This window comes from Streptomyces sp. NPDC025721, from assembly GCF_055558595.1.
On sequence record NZ_JBVHMF010000039.1, the window covers coordinates 31088 to 45148 of the forward strand.

The 14061-nt window shown below is 71.9% G+C and carries 14 protein-coding genes and 4 pseudogenes; 9 read left to right on the top strand and 9 right to left on the bottom strand.

What is annotated here, in order from left to right; all coding sequences use genetic code 11:
• Nucleotides 1-33: 33 nt before the first annotated feature.
• A pseudogene (locus ACZ4EF_RS34390) lies at nt 34-309 on the bottom strand (MarR family winged helix-turn-helix transcriptional regulator); the annotation flags it as partial.
• On the opposite strand from ACZ4EF_RS34390, the gene ACZ4EF_RS34395 reads away from it, so the two are divergent.
• On the top strand, nt 274-627 hold the full coding sequence (locus ACZ4EF_RS34395) for a VOC family protein (RefSeq protein ID WP_467508118.1): 354 nt from the start codon (nt 274-276) through the stop codon (nt 625-627). The pseudogene ACZ4EF_RS34390 and the gene ACZ4EF_RS34395 overlap by 36 nt on opposite strands.
• 100 nt (nt 628-727) lie before the next feature.
• Here the strand turns inward: ACZ4EF_RS34395 and ACZ4EF_RS34400 are convergent, their stop codons facing one another.
• Nucleotides 728-1927 (bottom strand): anhydro-N-acetylmuramic acid kinase, encoded by a 1200-nt coding sequence (locus ACZ4EF_RS34400; RefSeq protein ID WP_355347564.1) that lies wholly within the window; start codon nt 1925-1927, stop codon nt 728-730.
• A gap of 239 nt (nt 1928-2166) precedes the next feature.
• Between ACZ4EF_RS34400 and ACZ4EF_RS34405 the strand changes: the two are divergent.
• Nucleotides 2167-2373 (top strand): annotated as a pseudogene (locus tag ACZ4EF_RS34405) (response regulator); the annotation flags it as partial.
• Between the two features lie 78 nt (nt 2374-2451).
• Here ACZ4EF_RS34405 and ACZ4EF_RS34410 read toward each other — a convergent pair.
• The 3 genes from ACZ4EF_RS34410 to ACZ4EF_RS34420 all read right to left on the bottom strand — a co-directional run bounded on the left by ACZ4EF_RS34410 (nt 2452) and on the right by ACZ4EF_RS34420 (nt 5480).
• The gene (locus ACZ4EF_RS34410; RefSeq protein ID WP_467508120.1) at nt 2452-3357 is read right to left on the bottom strand and encodes an aminoglycoside phosphotransferase family protein; all 906 of its coding nucleotides are present in this window, start codon (nt 3355-3357) and stop codon (nt 2452-2454) included.
• A gap of 145 nt (nt 3358-3502) precedes the next feature.
• On the bottom strand, nt 3503-4363 hold the full coding sequence (locus ACZ4EF_RS34415) for a Vgb family protein (RefSeq protein ID WP_467508122.1): 861 nt from the start codon (nt 4361-4363) through the stop codon (nt 3503-3505).
• A gap of 250 nt (nt 4364-4613) precedes the next feature.
• Nucleotides 4614-5480 carry a haloalkane dehalogenase gene (locus ACZ4EF_RS34420; protein WP_401720630.1) on the bottom strand — a complete coding sequence of 289 codons (867 nt, stop codon included), beginning with the start codon at nt 5478-5480 and terminating at the stop codon, nt 4614-4616.
• Between the two features lie 91 nt (nt 5481-5571).
• Here ACZ4EF_RS34420 and ACZ4EF_RS34425 point away from each other — a divergent pair, with 91 nt between their 5' ends.
• Nucleotides 5572-6066 (top strand): MarR family winged helix-turn-helix transcriptional regulator, encoded by a 495-nt coding sequence (locus ACZ4EF_RS34425; RefSeq protein ID WP_467508094.1) that lies wholly within the window; start codon nt 5572-5574, stop codon nt 6064-6066.
• A gap of 36 nt (nt 6067-6102) precedes the next feature.
• On the opposite strand, the gene ACZ4EF_RS34430 is transcribed toward ACZ4EF_RS34425, so the two are convergent.
• Nucleotides 6103-6633, bottom strand: coding sequence for a GNAT family N-acetyltransferase (locus ACZ4EF_RS34430; protein ID WP_355347552.1), 531 nt, complete (start codon nt 6631-6633; stop codon nt 6103-6105).
• Nucleotides 6634-6815: 182 nt separating this feature from the next.
• On the opposite strand from ACZ4EF_RS34430, the gene ACZ4EF_RS34435 reads away from it, so the two are divergent.
• On the top strand, nt 6816-7259 hold the full coding sequence (locus ACZ4EF_RS34435; protein WP_355347549.1) for a glutaredoxin domain-containing protein: 444 nt from the start codon (nt 6816-6818) through the stop codon (nt 7257-7259).
• On the opposite strand, the gene ACZ4EF_RS34440 is transcribed toward ACZ4EF_RS34435, so the two are convergent.
• Complete coding sequence (locus ACZ4EF_RS34440) at nt 7249-7734, bottom strand: GNAT family N-acetyltransferase (protein ID WP_355347546.1); 486 nt, start codon at nt 7732-7734, stop codon at nt 7249-7251. The genes ACZ4EF_RS34435 and ACZ4EF_RS34440 overlap by 11 nt on opposite strands.
• Before the next feature lie 258 nt (nt 7735-7992).
• Here ACZ4EF_RS34440 and ACZ4EF_RS34445 point away from each other — a divergent pair.
• Nucleotides 7993-8121, top strand: a pseudogene (locus tag ACZ4EF_RS34445) (TetR/AcrR family transcriptional regulator); the annotation flags it as partial.
• A 64-nt stretch (nt 8122-8185) separates the two neighbouring features.
• On the opposite strand, the gene ACZ4EF_RS34450 reads toward ACZ4EF_RS34445, so the two are convergent.
• On the bottom strand, nt 8186-9109 hold the full coding sequence (locus ACZ4EF_RS34450; protein WP_467508097.1) for an NmrA/HSCARG family protein: 924 nt from the start codon (nt 9107-9109) through the stop codon (nt 8186-8188).
• 109 nt (nt 9110-9218) lie between these two features.
• Between ACZ4EF_RS34450 and ACZ4EF_RS34455 the strand changes: the two genes are divergently transcribed.
• A complete protein-coding gene (locus ACZ4EF_RS34455; protein WP_467508099.1) occupies nt 9219-9785 on the top strand; it encodes a TetR/AcrR family transcriptional regulator in 567 nt (188 codons plus the stop codon).
• Between the two features lie 34 nt (nt 9786-9819).
• On the opposite strand, the gene ACZ4EF_RS34460 is transcribed toward ACZ4EF_RS34455, so the two are convergent.
• Entirely contained in the window at nt 9820-10242 is a 423-nt protein-coding gene (locus tag ACZ4EF_RS34460) for a winged helix-turn-helix transcriptional regulator (protein ID WP_402712651.1), read from the bottom strand.
• Nucleotides 10243-10343: 101 nt separating this feature from the next.
• Here ACZ4EF_RS34460 and ACZ4EF_RS34465 point away from each other — a divergent pair, with 101 nt between their 5' ends.
• The 3 genes and pseudogenes from ACZ4EF_RS34465 to ACZ4EF_RS34475 all read left to right on the top strand — a co-directional run bounded on the left by ACZ4EF_RS34465 (nt 10344) and on the right by ACZ4EF_RS34475 (nt 13929).
• Entirely contained in the window at nt 10344-11195 is an 852-nt protein-coding gene (locus ACZ4EF_RS34465) for an alpha/beta fold hydrolase (RefSeq protein ID WP_391052428.1), read from the top strand.
• Nucleotides 11196-11547: 352 nt separating this feature from the next.
• Nucleotides 11548-11916: pseudogene (locus ACZ4EF_RS34470) on the top strand (hypothetical protein); the annotation flags it as partial.
• A 135-nt stretch (nt 11917-12051) separates the two neighbouring features.
• The gene (locus ACZ4EF_RS34475) at nt 12052-13929 is read left to right on the top strand and encodes an FN3 associated domain-containing protein (protein ID WP_467508124.1); all 1878 of its coding nucleotides are present in this window, start codon (nt 12052-12054) and stop codon (nt 13927-13929) included.
• Nucleotides 13930-14061 lie beyond the last annotated feature (132 nt).

Genomic DNA, 14061 nt, shown 5'->3' on the forward strand with positions numbered 1-14061 from the left:
GTTGCGTCAACCAGCGCCGCATGGGCCGTCGGCTTAGGTGTCGCGCAGGGAATGGATCATGCTTTGCAGGATTCGGAACGCGCCTGACTGCTCGGTGTCGGTCAGGCCGGCCAGCATTCTCACCTCTACGGAACGGACGGCCACGGTCGCCTTCTCCAGGCTCCGTCGGCCGCGCGGTGTGAGCCGCGTGGGGAGGACCTTCCCGACGGGCGCCGCCGCGGGCCTGGTCACGTAGCCGTCCCGTTCCAGGGTCTGGAGCAGCACGTTCATCGACTGCCGTGTGACGAACGCGCCGCGCGCGAGGTCGGCGCCTCACAGGCGTTCTACGAGCAGTACCTCGGCCTCGTCCGCTCGCAGGCCGGACCTTCGCACGCCGTCGTCTTCGAGACGAAGCCGATCGCGTTCGCACTGCGCGACATCGTTCCCGGCACCGATCTCGCGTCCGTCGCCCAGCCCGGCATCGGTGCCGCGATCTGGCTGCACGCCACCGACGTCCATGCCGTCCATGACGCTCTCGTCGCCGACGGTCACACCATCGTCTCCGCGCCGGTCGACGGCCCCTTCGGCCGGACGTTCACCTTCGCCGACCCCGACGGCTACCAGATCACGCTCCACGACCGCGCCTGATCGGCGCTCATCGGCGCACGCCTCAACGGCGGTACGCACAAGGTGATGCCGCCCAGCGTGTCCCCCCTGCGGGCCGTCGGCCGTCGCCAGGCGGTACGGGTCAGACCGGCGGCAGGACGGCGAGGCGGCGCGGGCTCGGGGCCGGTTCCGGCAGCCGGAGCGGCGCGTCGCCCGGAGTGATCCGGCCCAGTACCCGCGGGGTCGAGGAGCCGGTCGCGCCGGGGACCACACCGGGAATCCCGTGCCAGGTGAGGAAGCCCAGCAACGCCATCAGATACGCCTCCTTGTCGCCCGCGGGCAGCCCGCGCTCGTCACTGGTGACGAGGACCGCGGGGCTCAGCCGCTCGCGCAGCGCCGCCATCAGCGCCGGATTGCGTACCCCGCCCCCGGAGGCGACGACCTCGGTGAGCCCGTACCGGCGGCAGGCGTCCGCGACGGTCACGGCCGTCAGCTCTGTCAGCGTCGCCATCAGATCCTCGTCCGACACCGGCGGGAGCCCCGCGCACCGCGGCTCGACGTAGTCGGCCCTGAACAGCTCGCGGCCGGTGGACTTCGGCGCCTCCCGCCGGTAGTACGGCTCGTCCAGCAGCCGGGCCAGCAGGTCCGGGCGTACGGTCCCGGCCAGCGCGAGGCGGCCGTCGAGGTCGCTCCCGGCCCGGCCCCCGGTGACGCGGTGGGCGGCGGCGTCGAGCAGGCAGTTGGCCGGACCGGTGTCGAAGGCGACGACCGGCTCGTCCCGGCCGCCGACCACCGTCACATTGGCGATGCCGCCGAGGTTCAGCGCGGCCCGGCGGGTCGGTACGGTCCCGGCACCGGCCGACGTGTCGTCCGCGAGCCACAGCGTGTCCAGCGTGCTGGCGAGCGGCGCGCCCTGGCCGCCCGCCGCGATGTCGCGGGCCCGTACGTCCGAGACGACAGGGAGTCCGGTCGCCTCGGTGATCCACGCGGGCTGGCCGAGTTGCAGGGTGCCGAGGGCGCGGCCGTCGGTGATCCAGTGGAACACCGTCTGGCCGTGCGAGGCCACGAGGTCGGCCCGGCCGCCCGAGAACCGCTCGATCGCCCTGACGACCGCCGCCGCGGACGCCTGCCCCACCAGCGTGTCCACCTCGCACACCTCGGCGAGTCCGACAGCGGACGGCGGCAGCAGCCCGAGCAGCCGCTCCCGCGTCTCGGGCGGCCACGGGTACTCCTCGGCCCCGAGCGGCCGCAGCGTCAGCACCTCCCCGTCGAAACCGAACTCACCGACGGCGACATCCAGGCCGTCCATCGAGGTGCCCGACATGAGACCGACGACGATCACGTGACTTCTCCAGGAGTGCGGGGTCTGCGGTCGCCCCAGTATGAGCGGACGTGTCCTCCCCGCTCACCCGGGGCTCCGCGCCGTCACGCGGCCGACGCGGCGTGGACGAGCGGACGGCGAGCGGGGAGCACGGCGCCTCGGGTCTGCTCGGGCACAGGCCGCCGGGTCGCCGCGCTCGACGGCGAGGTCACCGCGTCCAGTCCGGTCGGCGGACCGACCGTCATCCAGGCGGAGTTGCCGTGCGTGTGGTGATCGCTGAGGACAACGCGCTGCTGCGCCAAGGGCTCGTCCTGCTGCTCACCTCCTCGGGGTACGAGGCGGTCGACGTCGTCGGCACCGGCCCCGAGGCGCTGCCCGCGCTGCTCGAACACCGCCCGGCCATCGCCGTGCTCGACGTCCGGATGCCGCCCGGCTTCCGGGACGAGCGCCCGCGCGCGGCGCTCGAACGCGAAGTCCTCGCACTGATGGCGGAGGGCCACGACAACACCACCCTGCGGTCGTAGCGAGGCGGACCTGTGCGGGACCTAGCCGCTGAGGGCCTGGGTGATCTGGCGGGTGGTCTGTGCGGCGACGCGCGGATCGTCGGCGGCGTAGGACACGTAGGCGTTCAGGCCGGTGGCCAGTGCCCAGCCGCGACCGCGTGTCCAGGTGGCGTCGTCCACGCCGAGCGTGGCGCGGAAGGCGGCCCGGCTCCCGGCCGACATCAAGGTGAAGGCGACCATCAGATCGCAGGCCGGGTCACCGAGGGCGAGGCCGCCGAAGTCGATGACCGCGCTGAGGCGGCCGTCGACGGTCAGCAGATTGCCGGTGTGGAAGTCGCCGTGCACCCAGACCGGCGGCCGGTCCCACGCGGGGGCGCGCAGCGCCGCGTCCCACAGGCCGGTCATCGCCGCCGCGTCGAAGGCGTCGGCGACCCTCGCGACGGCGGCCCGGGTCGCGCGGTCCCGCGCGGCCAACGGGCTCGCCGCAAGGCCCGTTTGGCCGTCCGCGACCGCGTCCGGCGGTGCGAATCGCTGTAGGGCCAGCAGGAACTCCGCCAACTCGACCGCCGCGCCCACCGATTCGCCGAGCAGCTCGACGGTCGCCACCTCGCCGTCCAGCCACCGGGTGACCGCCCACGGCCACGGATAGCCGAGGTCGGGCCGTCCGACAGCTACGGGTACGGGGACGGCCAGCGGAAGGTGCGCGGCGAGCCGGGGCAGCCACCGCGCCTCCTTCGCGGCCTGGCCGATGGCGCCGCGGTGGCGGGGCAGGCGGACCGACAACTCCCGGCCCAGCCGGTGGATCACATGATCGGAACCGGCCGCGCCGAGCGGTTCCAGGGGAAGTCCGGCCCACCGCGGGAACTGTCTGTCGACCAGCCGTCGTACCAGCGCGGTGTCGATCGCGGTGCGGAAGTCCGCGGTGCCCGGGGTGTGCTGCGTGGTCAGGACGGCTCCTTGAGGCGGTGCGATCGATGTGGCTGGCGATCTCGGACGACCGCGACTGTTCCAGCGGGCGAGGCGCGGTCTGTCGAGGGATTTCCGCGCGGGCGCGGTGACGACCCGCCCGGCCCCGCCGAGGCGGCGGTTCACCTCAGGGCGCGAGCCGTGCGACGGCTCCCACCTCCAGGGCCGCCCAGACAGCGCCGTCCGGACCCACGGTGATGCCGTGCGGCTCCGATGAGGCGGTCGGCAGGTCGTACGCGGTGATCTCGCCGCTCGCCGCGCGGTGACCGATGCGGTTGGCTCCCCATTCGGTGAACCAGCAGTCCCCGACGCCGGCCGCGACGACGGCGTGCGGTTTGGCCGTACGGTCGGGGAGCGGGAACTCCTCGATCCGCCCGTCCGTCGTGATCCTGCCGATCTGCCCCGCCGCGATCTCGACGAACCACAAGGCGGCGCCGTCACTGGCGATGCCGACCGGCGCGGCACCCGGAGTCGGCAGGGGGTACAGGTCGACCGCGCCCTCGACGGTGACGCGGCCGATCGCGTTCGCCTGGTTGAGCGTGAACCACAGCGCCCCGTCCGGGCCTTCGGTGATCGCCGAGGGACAGCCGCCCTGTACGGGAAGGGCGTACTCGGTGATCTCTCCCTCGACGGTGATCCGGCCGATCCGGTCGGTGTTCATCTGCGTGAACCACAGCGCGCCGTCGGGGCCGGTGGCGATGCCGAAGGGGCCGCTGTCGGGCGTCGGCAGCCGGTAGGAGCGCAGCGCGCCGTCGGTGCCGACGCGGCCGATCGCGCTCGCCAGATGGAGGGTGAACCACAGCGCGCGGTCCGGGCCCGCAGTGATGACCGTGGGGCGGCTCCCGCGCGAGTCCAGCGGGAATTCGCTGAATTCGCCGTCGAGGGTGAGGCGCGCCACGCTGCCGCTCTGCGCGAGGGTGAGCCACAGGGCGCCGTCAGGTCCTGCCGCGATGCCGTAGGGGCCGGCCTCCTTGTCCGCCACGGGCATCTCCGTGACGGCCGGGCCTTCAGAACGCTGCACGGCGAATCCTCCTGCGGAAGCGAATGCGGGTAGCGCATACGGATGGCGGATACGGACGGCGGATACGGAGGGGGACGCCGATACGGTCGCGGCTCGACCGACGTCCGTGGCCGGTGCGGTCCCCGTCCCGATCACCCCCGCACCCTGCTGACACGGGGCCACCGGGCGCAACTGATTTCCTGTACGGGCCCGGCGCGGGAACGGCCGGGCAGCGCGCTCAGCGGCCGGTGACCACCGCGTGCCGCCGCGCCCACGCGGTGATCGCGTCCGCGATCGCCTGCGGCTGGTCCTCCGGGGCGTGGTGCCCGGCGGGACCGCAGTGCCGGGTCTCCAGGGCCGCGATGTTCGCCGCGCACCAGTCCGCCGTCTCCGGGCCGATCAGCAAGGTGGGCGAGGAGTCGAAGGTGAGCAGCAGTTTGGGGACCTGATCGCTGCTCGCGAGCCACTTGTCGTACTGCTCGACGCGCTCGGTGACATCGGCCGGCTCGCCGTCCAGCGGCAGTGAGCGGGCCCACGCGAGGATCGGGCGGCGGCTCTCGGGTGTCGGGTACGGCGCCCGGTAGGCCCGCAGGTCGTCCTCGCCCACCGGGTGCAGCACCCCGCCGGTGAAGGCCGACTCCAGGAAGACGTTCCGGTCGAGCACCAGGGCTTCGCCCTGCGGCCCGCGCATGGTCTCGGCGCGCGAGCGCGGTCCCTCGCCCAGTTCGCTCCAGGACATCGGCCGCACGATGGTCTCGAAGAAGGCCACACCCAGGACCCGGTCGGGGTGGCGGGCCGCCCAGTCGAAGGCGAGGGCCCCGCCCCAGTCGTGGCCGACGAGCACCACCTTGTCCAGGTCCAGCCGGTCGAACCACGCGTCCACGTAGCGCGCGTGGTCGGCGAACCGGTACGGCACGTCGGGCTTGCCCGAGCGGCCCATGCCGATCAGGTCGGGCGCGAGCAGGCGGGCGGGCAGGTCGATCGCGGGCAGCACCTTGCGCCACAGGTGGGACGAGCCGGGATTGCCGTGCAGGAAGACGACGGGAGTGCCGCTGCCCGTCTCCTCGTGGAACATCGTCGAATCGAGCACCTTCGTCACGGGCATGACGCTTCTCCACATCGCTAGTCACACTAACGGTTATCTCGTGTCGAAGATAATCCGTTAGTGGCACTAACGCAAAGGGTATGATCGCGGCATGAGCAACGGCGCACGTGACACGGCACCCCCGACCGCACCGCAGGCCACCGTCGCGGCCACTCCGGCGCGGCTGCGGAATCTGCGGACCCGGCTCCTGTCGCTCGCCGCGATCCGCTCGGACCGCCTGGTGAACGAGGAGCTGAGGCGGGAGGGCGCCCGCAAATGGCACTACGCGGTGCTCGCCACCCTGGAGGAGTTCGGGCCCGCCAGCCAGGCCGAACTGAGCGGCCGTACGGGCATCTACCGCAGCGACATGGTCGCGGTCGTCAACGAACTGGCCGAGAGCGGGCTGCTCGAACGCTCGGCCAACCCCGCCGACCGTCGGCAGAACATCATCGCGCTCACCGGGCCGGGCCGCCGCCGGCTCCTGAAGCTCGACGGACTGCTGACCGAGGTGGAGGACCAGGTGCTCGCCCCGCTGTCCCAACCGGAACGCGCCGAGCTGGCCCGGCTCCTCACCGCCGTCGTGGACCACCACGGGCAGCACATGTGAAACCGGCCCGTGCCCGCGCCCTCAAGCGGCCCCTGGCTACGGCTTCCAGTCCTCGGCCAGGAGCCCGAGCAGGACCTCGTCAAGGAACTCGCCCATCACCCACGCCGACGAGCGCAGCACGCCCTCGCGGACGAAGCCGTTCCGCTCGGCGGAGCGCAGCATCGCGTCATTGTCCGCCAGCGTCTCGATCTGCAACCGGTGCAGGCCGCGCACGACGAAGCCGTACTGGCACAGGGCCGCGACCACGTCCGTCCCGTAGCCCTTCCCGCGAGCGGACGGCAACAGGCCCAATCCGATGTGCGCCGACCGGTTGTGGGTGTCGATACCCCAGAGCGTCGCGGTGCCGACCAGGGCGCCGCCGTCCAACTCCACGACGGAGAAGGCGACGTGCCCCTCCTCCTTGTCGTCCACGAACAGCCGCGGATCCTTCGACTCGGGCGAGACCGGCCGCCACGGGCCGCCCTCCGCTCGCGCGGCGTTGACCACGTCGTTGTAGAGCTCGGTCCGCAGGACCGGGATGTCATCCGCGTGCCGAGCCCTCAGCCCGACCTTGTTCCCCTTGAGCATGCACGTTTCCTATCCGAGCCCGTCGGCCGACGGCAAACCGAATACCGGCGTCATCGACCGAAGGCGACGCGTCGCGCGCGAGGCCGACTCCGGTTGCCCGGTTGCCCGGTTGTACGGGGGTACGCGGGCGAGCCGCGGCCTGGACCGCGAGGCGGTTCACCGCACCGATAAGCTGCCTGATCATGATGCGTGCGTGGTTCCTGCCGATGCTGCTGGTCCTCTGCGGCGTGGCCGCCGCGACCGGGCTGATCCTCGGCGGGAGCCCCGGCCGGGCCGCGACCTTCCTGCTGGCCTTCGTGCTGCTCGCGGGGCTGAACTCGCCTCTGGTCTTCCCCCGGTCGATCGGCGCGTCCGAGGCGCAGCGCCTCAGCGCCGCCGACGGCCGGCCGATCGTCTACTGGCGGCCGGGCTGCAAATTCTGCCTGCGCCTGCGCTTCCGACTCGGCCGCAGGGCCCGCCGGTTGCACTGGGTCAACATCTGGCGTGACCCGGCCGCGGCGGAGGCGGTGAGGGCGGTCAACGAGGGCAATGAGACCGTCCCGACCGTCGTCGTCGCGGGCCGGCCGTACACCAACCCCGATCCCGCGTGGGTGCGCGAACAGCTCTCCCCGTCCGCTACGGCGTGAGGGCGCGGCGGTACGTCAGGCCGGGGCGGCCGGAGAACTGGTGCTCGCCGACGACGGTGAAGCCCGTACGGGCCAGTACGGCTCGGGAGGCCGCGTTGTCGAGGGTGGTTCCGGCGCGCAGGACGGTCAGCCCGTACTCGGTGGCGGCCGTGCGGCACAGTTCCCGTACCGCCCAGGTGGCCAGGCCCCGGCCCGCGGCGCGTTCGGCGATCCGGTAGCCGAGGTCGGCGCCGCCGTCGGCGACGTCGACGAGATTGATCCGGCCGAGGACGTCGCCCTCGGTACCGGTCACGACGTGGAAGTAGCAGGCGCCGGTCTCCTGCTCGGCCAGCCGGTCACGGAGGTGGTCGTCGAAGCGGGCGAAGAAGTCGTCGCCCCGGTCGGGGATCGTCGCGGCGAAGTAGGCCCGGTTCTCCCGCTCGAAGGCGAGCAGCGCGGGGGAGTGGTCCGGGTGGAGCAGTTCGATCTGGGGCATGGCCAGGAATATAGGCAGTTGGGCCGCCGCGCGGCCTGTGGTTTTCCGCCGGCCGAGGCGCGCGGGGCCATCGGGGTCGGTCACGGCTCACGCCGCGGGCCCCGCAGACAGGTCGCCACGAGGCGGCGGCAGGTGCCGTCCCAGCCCGGCTCGGACGGCCGGAGCATGTGCGCTCCGGCTGGGCGAGACGAGTTCTTCGCCCTCGTCGGTGGGCCGGTCGCGACCAGGACGCAGCCGCCGCAGCCGCTCGACGCGGCGGCCGAGGCCGCTCTCCTCGCCCCGACCCTGATCGGCGCCGGCCATCTGCTGTTCGCCGACCGCGACGGACCGCCGCCGACACCCGCCGCGATCCGCAAGGTCGTCGCGGCCGTCCTCCCCGGCGCCTGAGGGGACGGCTCACCGCGGGCTCCGGCCGGTCGCGGTGCGGGCTCGCTCGCCTCGCGGGCGCGGTTCAGGCCGCGGCCACCATGTGCTGCCGCGCCCACTCCTCGAAGCCGGTGAGCGGGATGCCGAGCTCCCGCGCGTACTGCGGGCGGCCCGGCTGGTCGACCGCGTTGAGCCATTCATGCGAAGCGCCCATGGCCGGCATTCCGGCGGCGAGCGCCTCCTGCTCTGTCATGTCCGGCGCGGGCAGGTGAGTGCCCAGGGCCCGCGAGAGGACGTCGGCGATCTGAGTCATCGACAGATAGTCGCCCGCCAGCTCCAGTTCGACCCGGTCGAACCGCTCCGGATCGGCGAAGGCCGCCGCAGCGGTGCGGCCGATGTCGTCCACCGCGATCAGCGACAGATGGGTGTCCGGCCTGAGGACGCTCACCAGGCCGCCCTCGATGCCGCGCGGGAACAGGAACGCCATGGACGGAAGGAAGTTCTCCATGAAGAAGCCGGGCTTGAGCAGCGTCCAGTGGGGGAAACCCGCCGCGCGGACCGCGTCCTGGATCGCGCTCTTGGCGCCCAGGACGGGTTCCATGTAATGCCAGCGGCCCTCGGCCCAGCCTGGCGCCTCGGTGTGCTGACCGGCGCCGGTCACGGAGGTGTGCACGAACTGCGGCACTCCTGCGGCCTTCGCGCCCTCGACGAGGTTGACGCCTTGCGTCACCTCTCCCTCGAAGTCGAAGCTCTCCGCCGTCATCTCGGGCATCTGTACGGAGAAGACGGCGCGGACTCCCTCGGCGGCCCGGACCACGGAGCCGCGGTCGCGCAGGTCGCCGGTGACCAGTTCGGCGCCGAGCGCCTCGACGGCCTTGGCCCGGTCGGCGGCCGGATCGCGGACCAGGGCGCGGACGGGGACGCCGGACGCGAGCAGGGCGCGGGCGGTGGCGCCGCCCTGCCGGCCGGTGGCACCGGTGACCAGGACCGGTGCGGGGCGTGCGGACATGATGCTCCTCGGGTGCTCGTGCTGGGAGACGCTAAACGGCGGGGCCCGCCGTTTCTCTTCCGTGTACGATATGGCGGACCCCGCCACTTGGCAACCATGGAGGTAGGCCATGCCGGATGGCCAGCGCGCCGACGCCCGGCGCAACTACACGCGCATCCTCGCCATGGCCCAGCAGGAGGTCGCCGCCCACGGCGCCGACGCCTCGCTGGAACAGATCGCCCGCACGGCGGGAGTCGGCTCCGCGACCGTGCGACGGCACTTCCCCACCCGCCAAGCGCTGCTGGAGGCGGTCTCCCGGGAGCGGATCGAGGCCCTGCGCGTCCGCGCGCACGAGCTGACCGGCGAAGGCGAGAGCCGCGGCGCGCTGCTGGAGTGGCTCGGCGACGTCCTCACCTACTGCGTCTCCGCCCGCGGCCTGGCCACCGCGCTGTCCTACAACGCCGCCGGAGTCGACCCGGTGCACAACAACAGTTGCTCGGCCACGCTCGAAGAAGCGGCGGGCCCGCTGCTCCGCCGCGCCGCGCGGGACGGCGCGGTGGCCAAGGACGTCACCGCCCTCGACCTGATCACCCTGCTGGTCGGCATCGCCCTGGCCACGGAGCACGCCCCCGACCCGGCCGCCCGCGCCCGCCAACTCTTCGACCTGTCGGTGGCTGGCCTGAGCCCCCAGCGCTGAGCAACGGCGCCTGTCGCCGTCGGCCGCGCGGGCCCTAGTCGGGAGACGGCCCGTCGGCGAGCCGGTTGTTGCGGTCGATCTCCGGCATGTGGGTCTCGGCCCAGTCGCGCAGGGCGGCGAGGGGGTGTTCGAGGGACAGGCCGAGGTCGGTGAGGCGGTAGTGGACGGCGGGCGGCACCGTCGGTTCCACGCGGCGTGTGACCAGGCCGTCGCGGACCAGACTCTGCAAGGTGGCGGACAGCATCTTCTGCGAGATGCCGGGGATGCGGCGCCGCAGTTCGGCGAAGCGGACCTCGCCCGGAGCCTGCTCGGCCAGCGTCTTGACCGCCATCGACGTCCACTTGGTGCCGATGCGGTCGAGCAGCTGGCGGGTCGGGCAGCGCGGATCCAGCAGGTCACCGCGGTCGCCGGGCCGCGGCCCGTACGTGCCCGGTGCGTCGGGCCCGGACGTGGTCACCTGGGGCTCACCACCTGAGGGGAAAGTGCCGTCTTGGGCGGACCAGGTTAGTTCCCTAGCGTGATCTTGTCACCATTGGTTACCACTCCTGGAGTCCCGTCATGCCCGAACTGCGCCGCGTGCCCGTCAACGGTGTCGAACTGAACGTCGCCCTCGCCGGATCGGGTCCCGCCGTCCTGCTGCTGCACGGCTTCCCGCACACCTGGGAGGTGTGGACGGACGTCATGGCCGATCTGACCGGCCGCTACCGCGTCATCGCGCCCGACCTGCGCGGCTTTGGCGCGAGTGGTCCTGCCCCGTCCGGATATGACGCGGGCACCCTGGCCGAGGACGCCGCCGCGCTCCTCGCCGCGCTCGGCGTGTCGTCCGCCGCGGTGGTGGGCATCGACGCGGGCGCCCCCGCGGCCTTCCTCCTCGCCCTGCGCCACCCCGGCCTCGTCCGCCGCCTGGTCGTCATGGAATCCCTGCTGGGCGCACTGCCCGGCGCCGAGGACTTCCTCGCCGCCGGACCGCCGTGGTGGTTCGGCTTCCACCGCGCGGCGCCCGGCCTCGCCGAGACCGTGCTGGAGGGTCACGAAGCCGAGTATGTCGATTGGTTCCTGCGCTCCGGCACGCTCGGTGAGGGAGTGCGCCCCGCACTTCGGGACGCGTTCGTGCGCGCGTACACCGGCCGCGAGGCGTTGAGCCGCGCGTTCTCGTACTACCGCGCCCTGCCCGAGAGCGCGGCGCGGATCGGTGAGGCGGTCGCCGCCCACCGCCTGACGGTGCCGACGATGGCCCTGGGCGCCCAGCCGGTCGGCGACGTGCTCGCGCGCCAACTGCGCCCCCTGGCCGACGATCTCACCGCACACCTCATCGAGGACTGCGGCCACATCATCCCGCTGCACCGGCCGCGCGCCCTGCTCGCGCTCCTGCGCCCGTTCCTGGCCCGCGACGACGCGGGCAGGGCGTGAACGGGGGGAGGGCGTGAGCGGGGCGGGCGTGAACGGGGGGCAGGGATGACCGCGGACGAGGCGTGACCTGGGCGGCGAACCACGGATCCCACGTCTCCCGCACGCCCCACTCGAATCGTTCACTGTGTGAATCCGGTGCATGTGCTTGACGGCTCGCCATGGCCACTTGACACTGCCTTACGGATTCGGGATTACCGCCATCCGCAGATTGAGAGCGTTTTCAAGAGACTGAATCAAAGGGCCAAGGCGGGACCTTGGCTCTGAATGTGCAGTGCCGAGCGCGATCCACCCCCACATCTCCGCGCTGACCCTGGTGTTCACTTCGCGAACCCAGGCGAAAGGACCCCCACACATGCGCAGATCCATCCTCCCGGCCCGTACCGAGGGCACGCCGCGTCGGCAGCGACGCGTGGTCGCCCTGCTCGGGGCCCTCGTCCTCGTTCTGGCCGGGATCATCGGCCTCACCCAGACCGTCGGAACCGCCTCGGCGGACGCGTCCGACTACACGCAGAGCGTCGCCCAACTGAACTCCACGCAGGCGCAGATCACGTTCAAGCCCACCACGGCCGCCGCCTACGTCGACGTCCACTACCTGGTCAACGGCGCGAATCAGCAGAACGTCCGGATGACCAACAACGCGGGCGTCTGGACCCAGACCGTCAGCTCGCTGACCACCGGCACCGTGCTCGACTACTGGTTCACGTACGAGAAGAGCGGCCCGCAGTACGACACGCCGCACTTCTCGTACACCCAGGGCAGCGGGAGTACGACCGGAGGCGGCACCGGCGGCACCGGAACGACCGTCGCCACGCCGACCTTCAGCCCGGCGGGCGGCACCTTCAGTTCGGCGCAGAGCGTGACGATATCCGACGCCACCTCGGGCGCGAACATCCGCTACACGCTGGACGGCTCCACGCCGACCGCCTCCTCCACGCTCTACAGCGCGCCGCTGAACATCTCGGCGAGCACCACGGTCAAGGCGATCGGCATCAAGTCCGGGTCCACCAACTCGGCCGTGGCCACCGCCAGTTACACCATCGGCTCGACCTCGGCGAGCTGCCCGACGCAGTCGGACACTCCCAACTTCGGGTCGAACGTCCACATTTACGACCCGTCGATGTCCAGCGCCACCATCCAGGCGCAGCTCGACGCGCAGTTCGCGCAGCAGAAGGACACCCAGACCGCGCAGTTCAGCAACAACCGGGTCGCGCAGCTCTTCAAGCCGGGCACGTACAACGTGTCCGACAACGTCGGCTTCTACACCTCGGTGGCCGGTCTCGGCCAGAACCCCGACGACGTCACGATCAACGGTGACGTCACCGTGGACGCCTTCAACGCCTCCGACGCGGGCAACGCGACCCAGAACTTCTGGCGGTCCGCGGAGAATCTGGCGATCAACCCCTCCAGCGGCACCGACCGTTGGGCCGTCGCGCAGGCCGCGCCCTTCCGCCGGATCGACGTGCACGGCGGGCTCGCGCTCTACCCGGCCAGCTACGGCTACGCCAGCGGCGGCTACATCGCCGACACCAAGGTCAGCGGCCAGGCCGCGTCCGGCTCGCAGCAGCAGTGGTACACCCGCGACAGCAACCTCGGGAGCTGGGCGGGCGGCGTGTGGAACATGGTCTTCTCCGGCGTCAACGGCGCCCCGGCCAACACTTTCCCGAACCCGCCGGAGACCACGCTGGCCACCACCCCGGTCTCCCGTGACGTGCCGTACCTGTACGTCGACAGCGCGGGCAAGTACCGCGTCTTCCTGCCGTCGCTGCGCACCAACGCGTCCGGACCGAGCTGGGCCAACGGCAGCACCCCCGGCACCTCGCTGCCGATGAGCCAGTTCTACGTGGTCAAGGCCGGGGACACGGCCGCGACCATCAACACCGCCCTGTCCCAGGGCTGCAACCTCTTCGTCACCCCCGGCGTCTACCACCTCAACCAGACGCTCAACGTGACCAAGGCCAACACCACCATCCTCGGCATCGGCTACCCGACGTTCGTGCCCGACAACGGCGTCAACGCCATGCAGGTCGCCGACGTGGACGGCGTACGCCTCAAGGGTCTGCTCTTCGACGCGGGCACCACCAACTCCGCCGCGCTGCTGACCGTCGGCCCCTCCGGCTCCACCGCGAGCCACGCCGCCAACCCGACCACCATCCAGGACGTCTTCTTCCGGATCGGCGGCCAGGTCGCGGGCAAGGCCACCACCAGCCTCATCGTGAACAGCGCCAACACGATCATCGACCACATCTGGGCCTGGCGCGCCGACCACGGCAGCGGCGTCGGCTGGACGTCCAACACCGCCGACACCGGTCTGATCGTCAACGGCGCCAATGTGCTCGCGACCGGACTGTTCGTCGAGCACTACCAGAAGTACGAGGTCGTCTGGAACGGCCAGGGCGGCAAGACGATCTTCTTCCAGAACGAGATGCCGTACGACCCGCCGAACCAGGCCGCCTGGGTCAACCCCAACGGGCAGAACGGATACGCCGCCTACAAGGTCGGCGCGAACGTCACCACCCATGAGGCGTGGGGGCTCGGCAGCTACTGCTACTTCAACGTCAACCCGGCGGTGAACAGCTACCACGCGTTCGAGGTGCCCAACACCTCCGGCGTGAAATTCCACAGCGCGCTGACCGTCTCGCTCGGCGGCGTGGGCACCATCACCCACGTCATCAACGACACCGGAGCGGTCACCGCGTCCAACACCACCCCCAGCAATGTCGTGTCCTATCCGTGACCCGCTGATCCCCTCACCGTGAACCCACGGTGACGGCGGGGCGGGGGGGGGGGGGGGGGGGGGGGGGGGGGGGGGGGGCAAAAAAAGGGGGGGAAGGGGGGGGGGAAGGGCCCACACTGTGGTGTTGGGGGT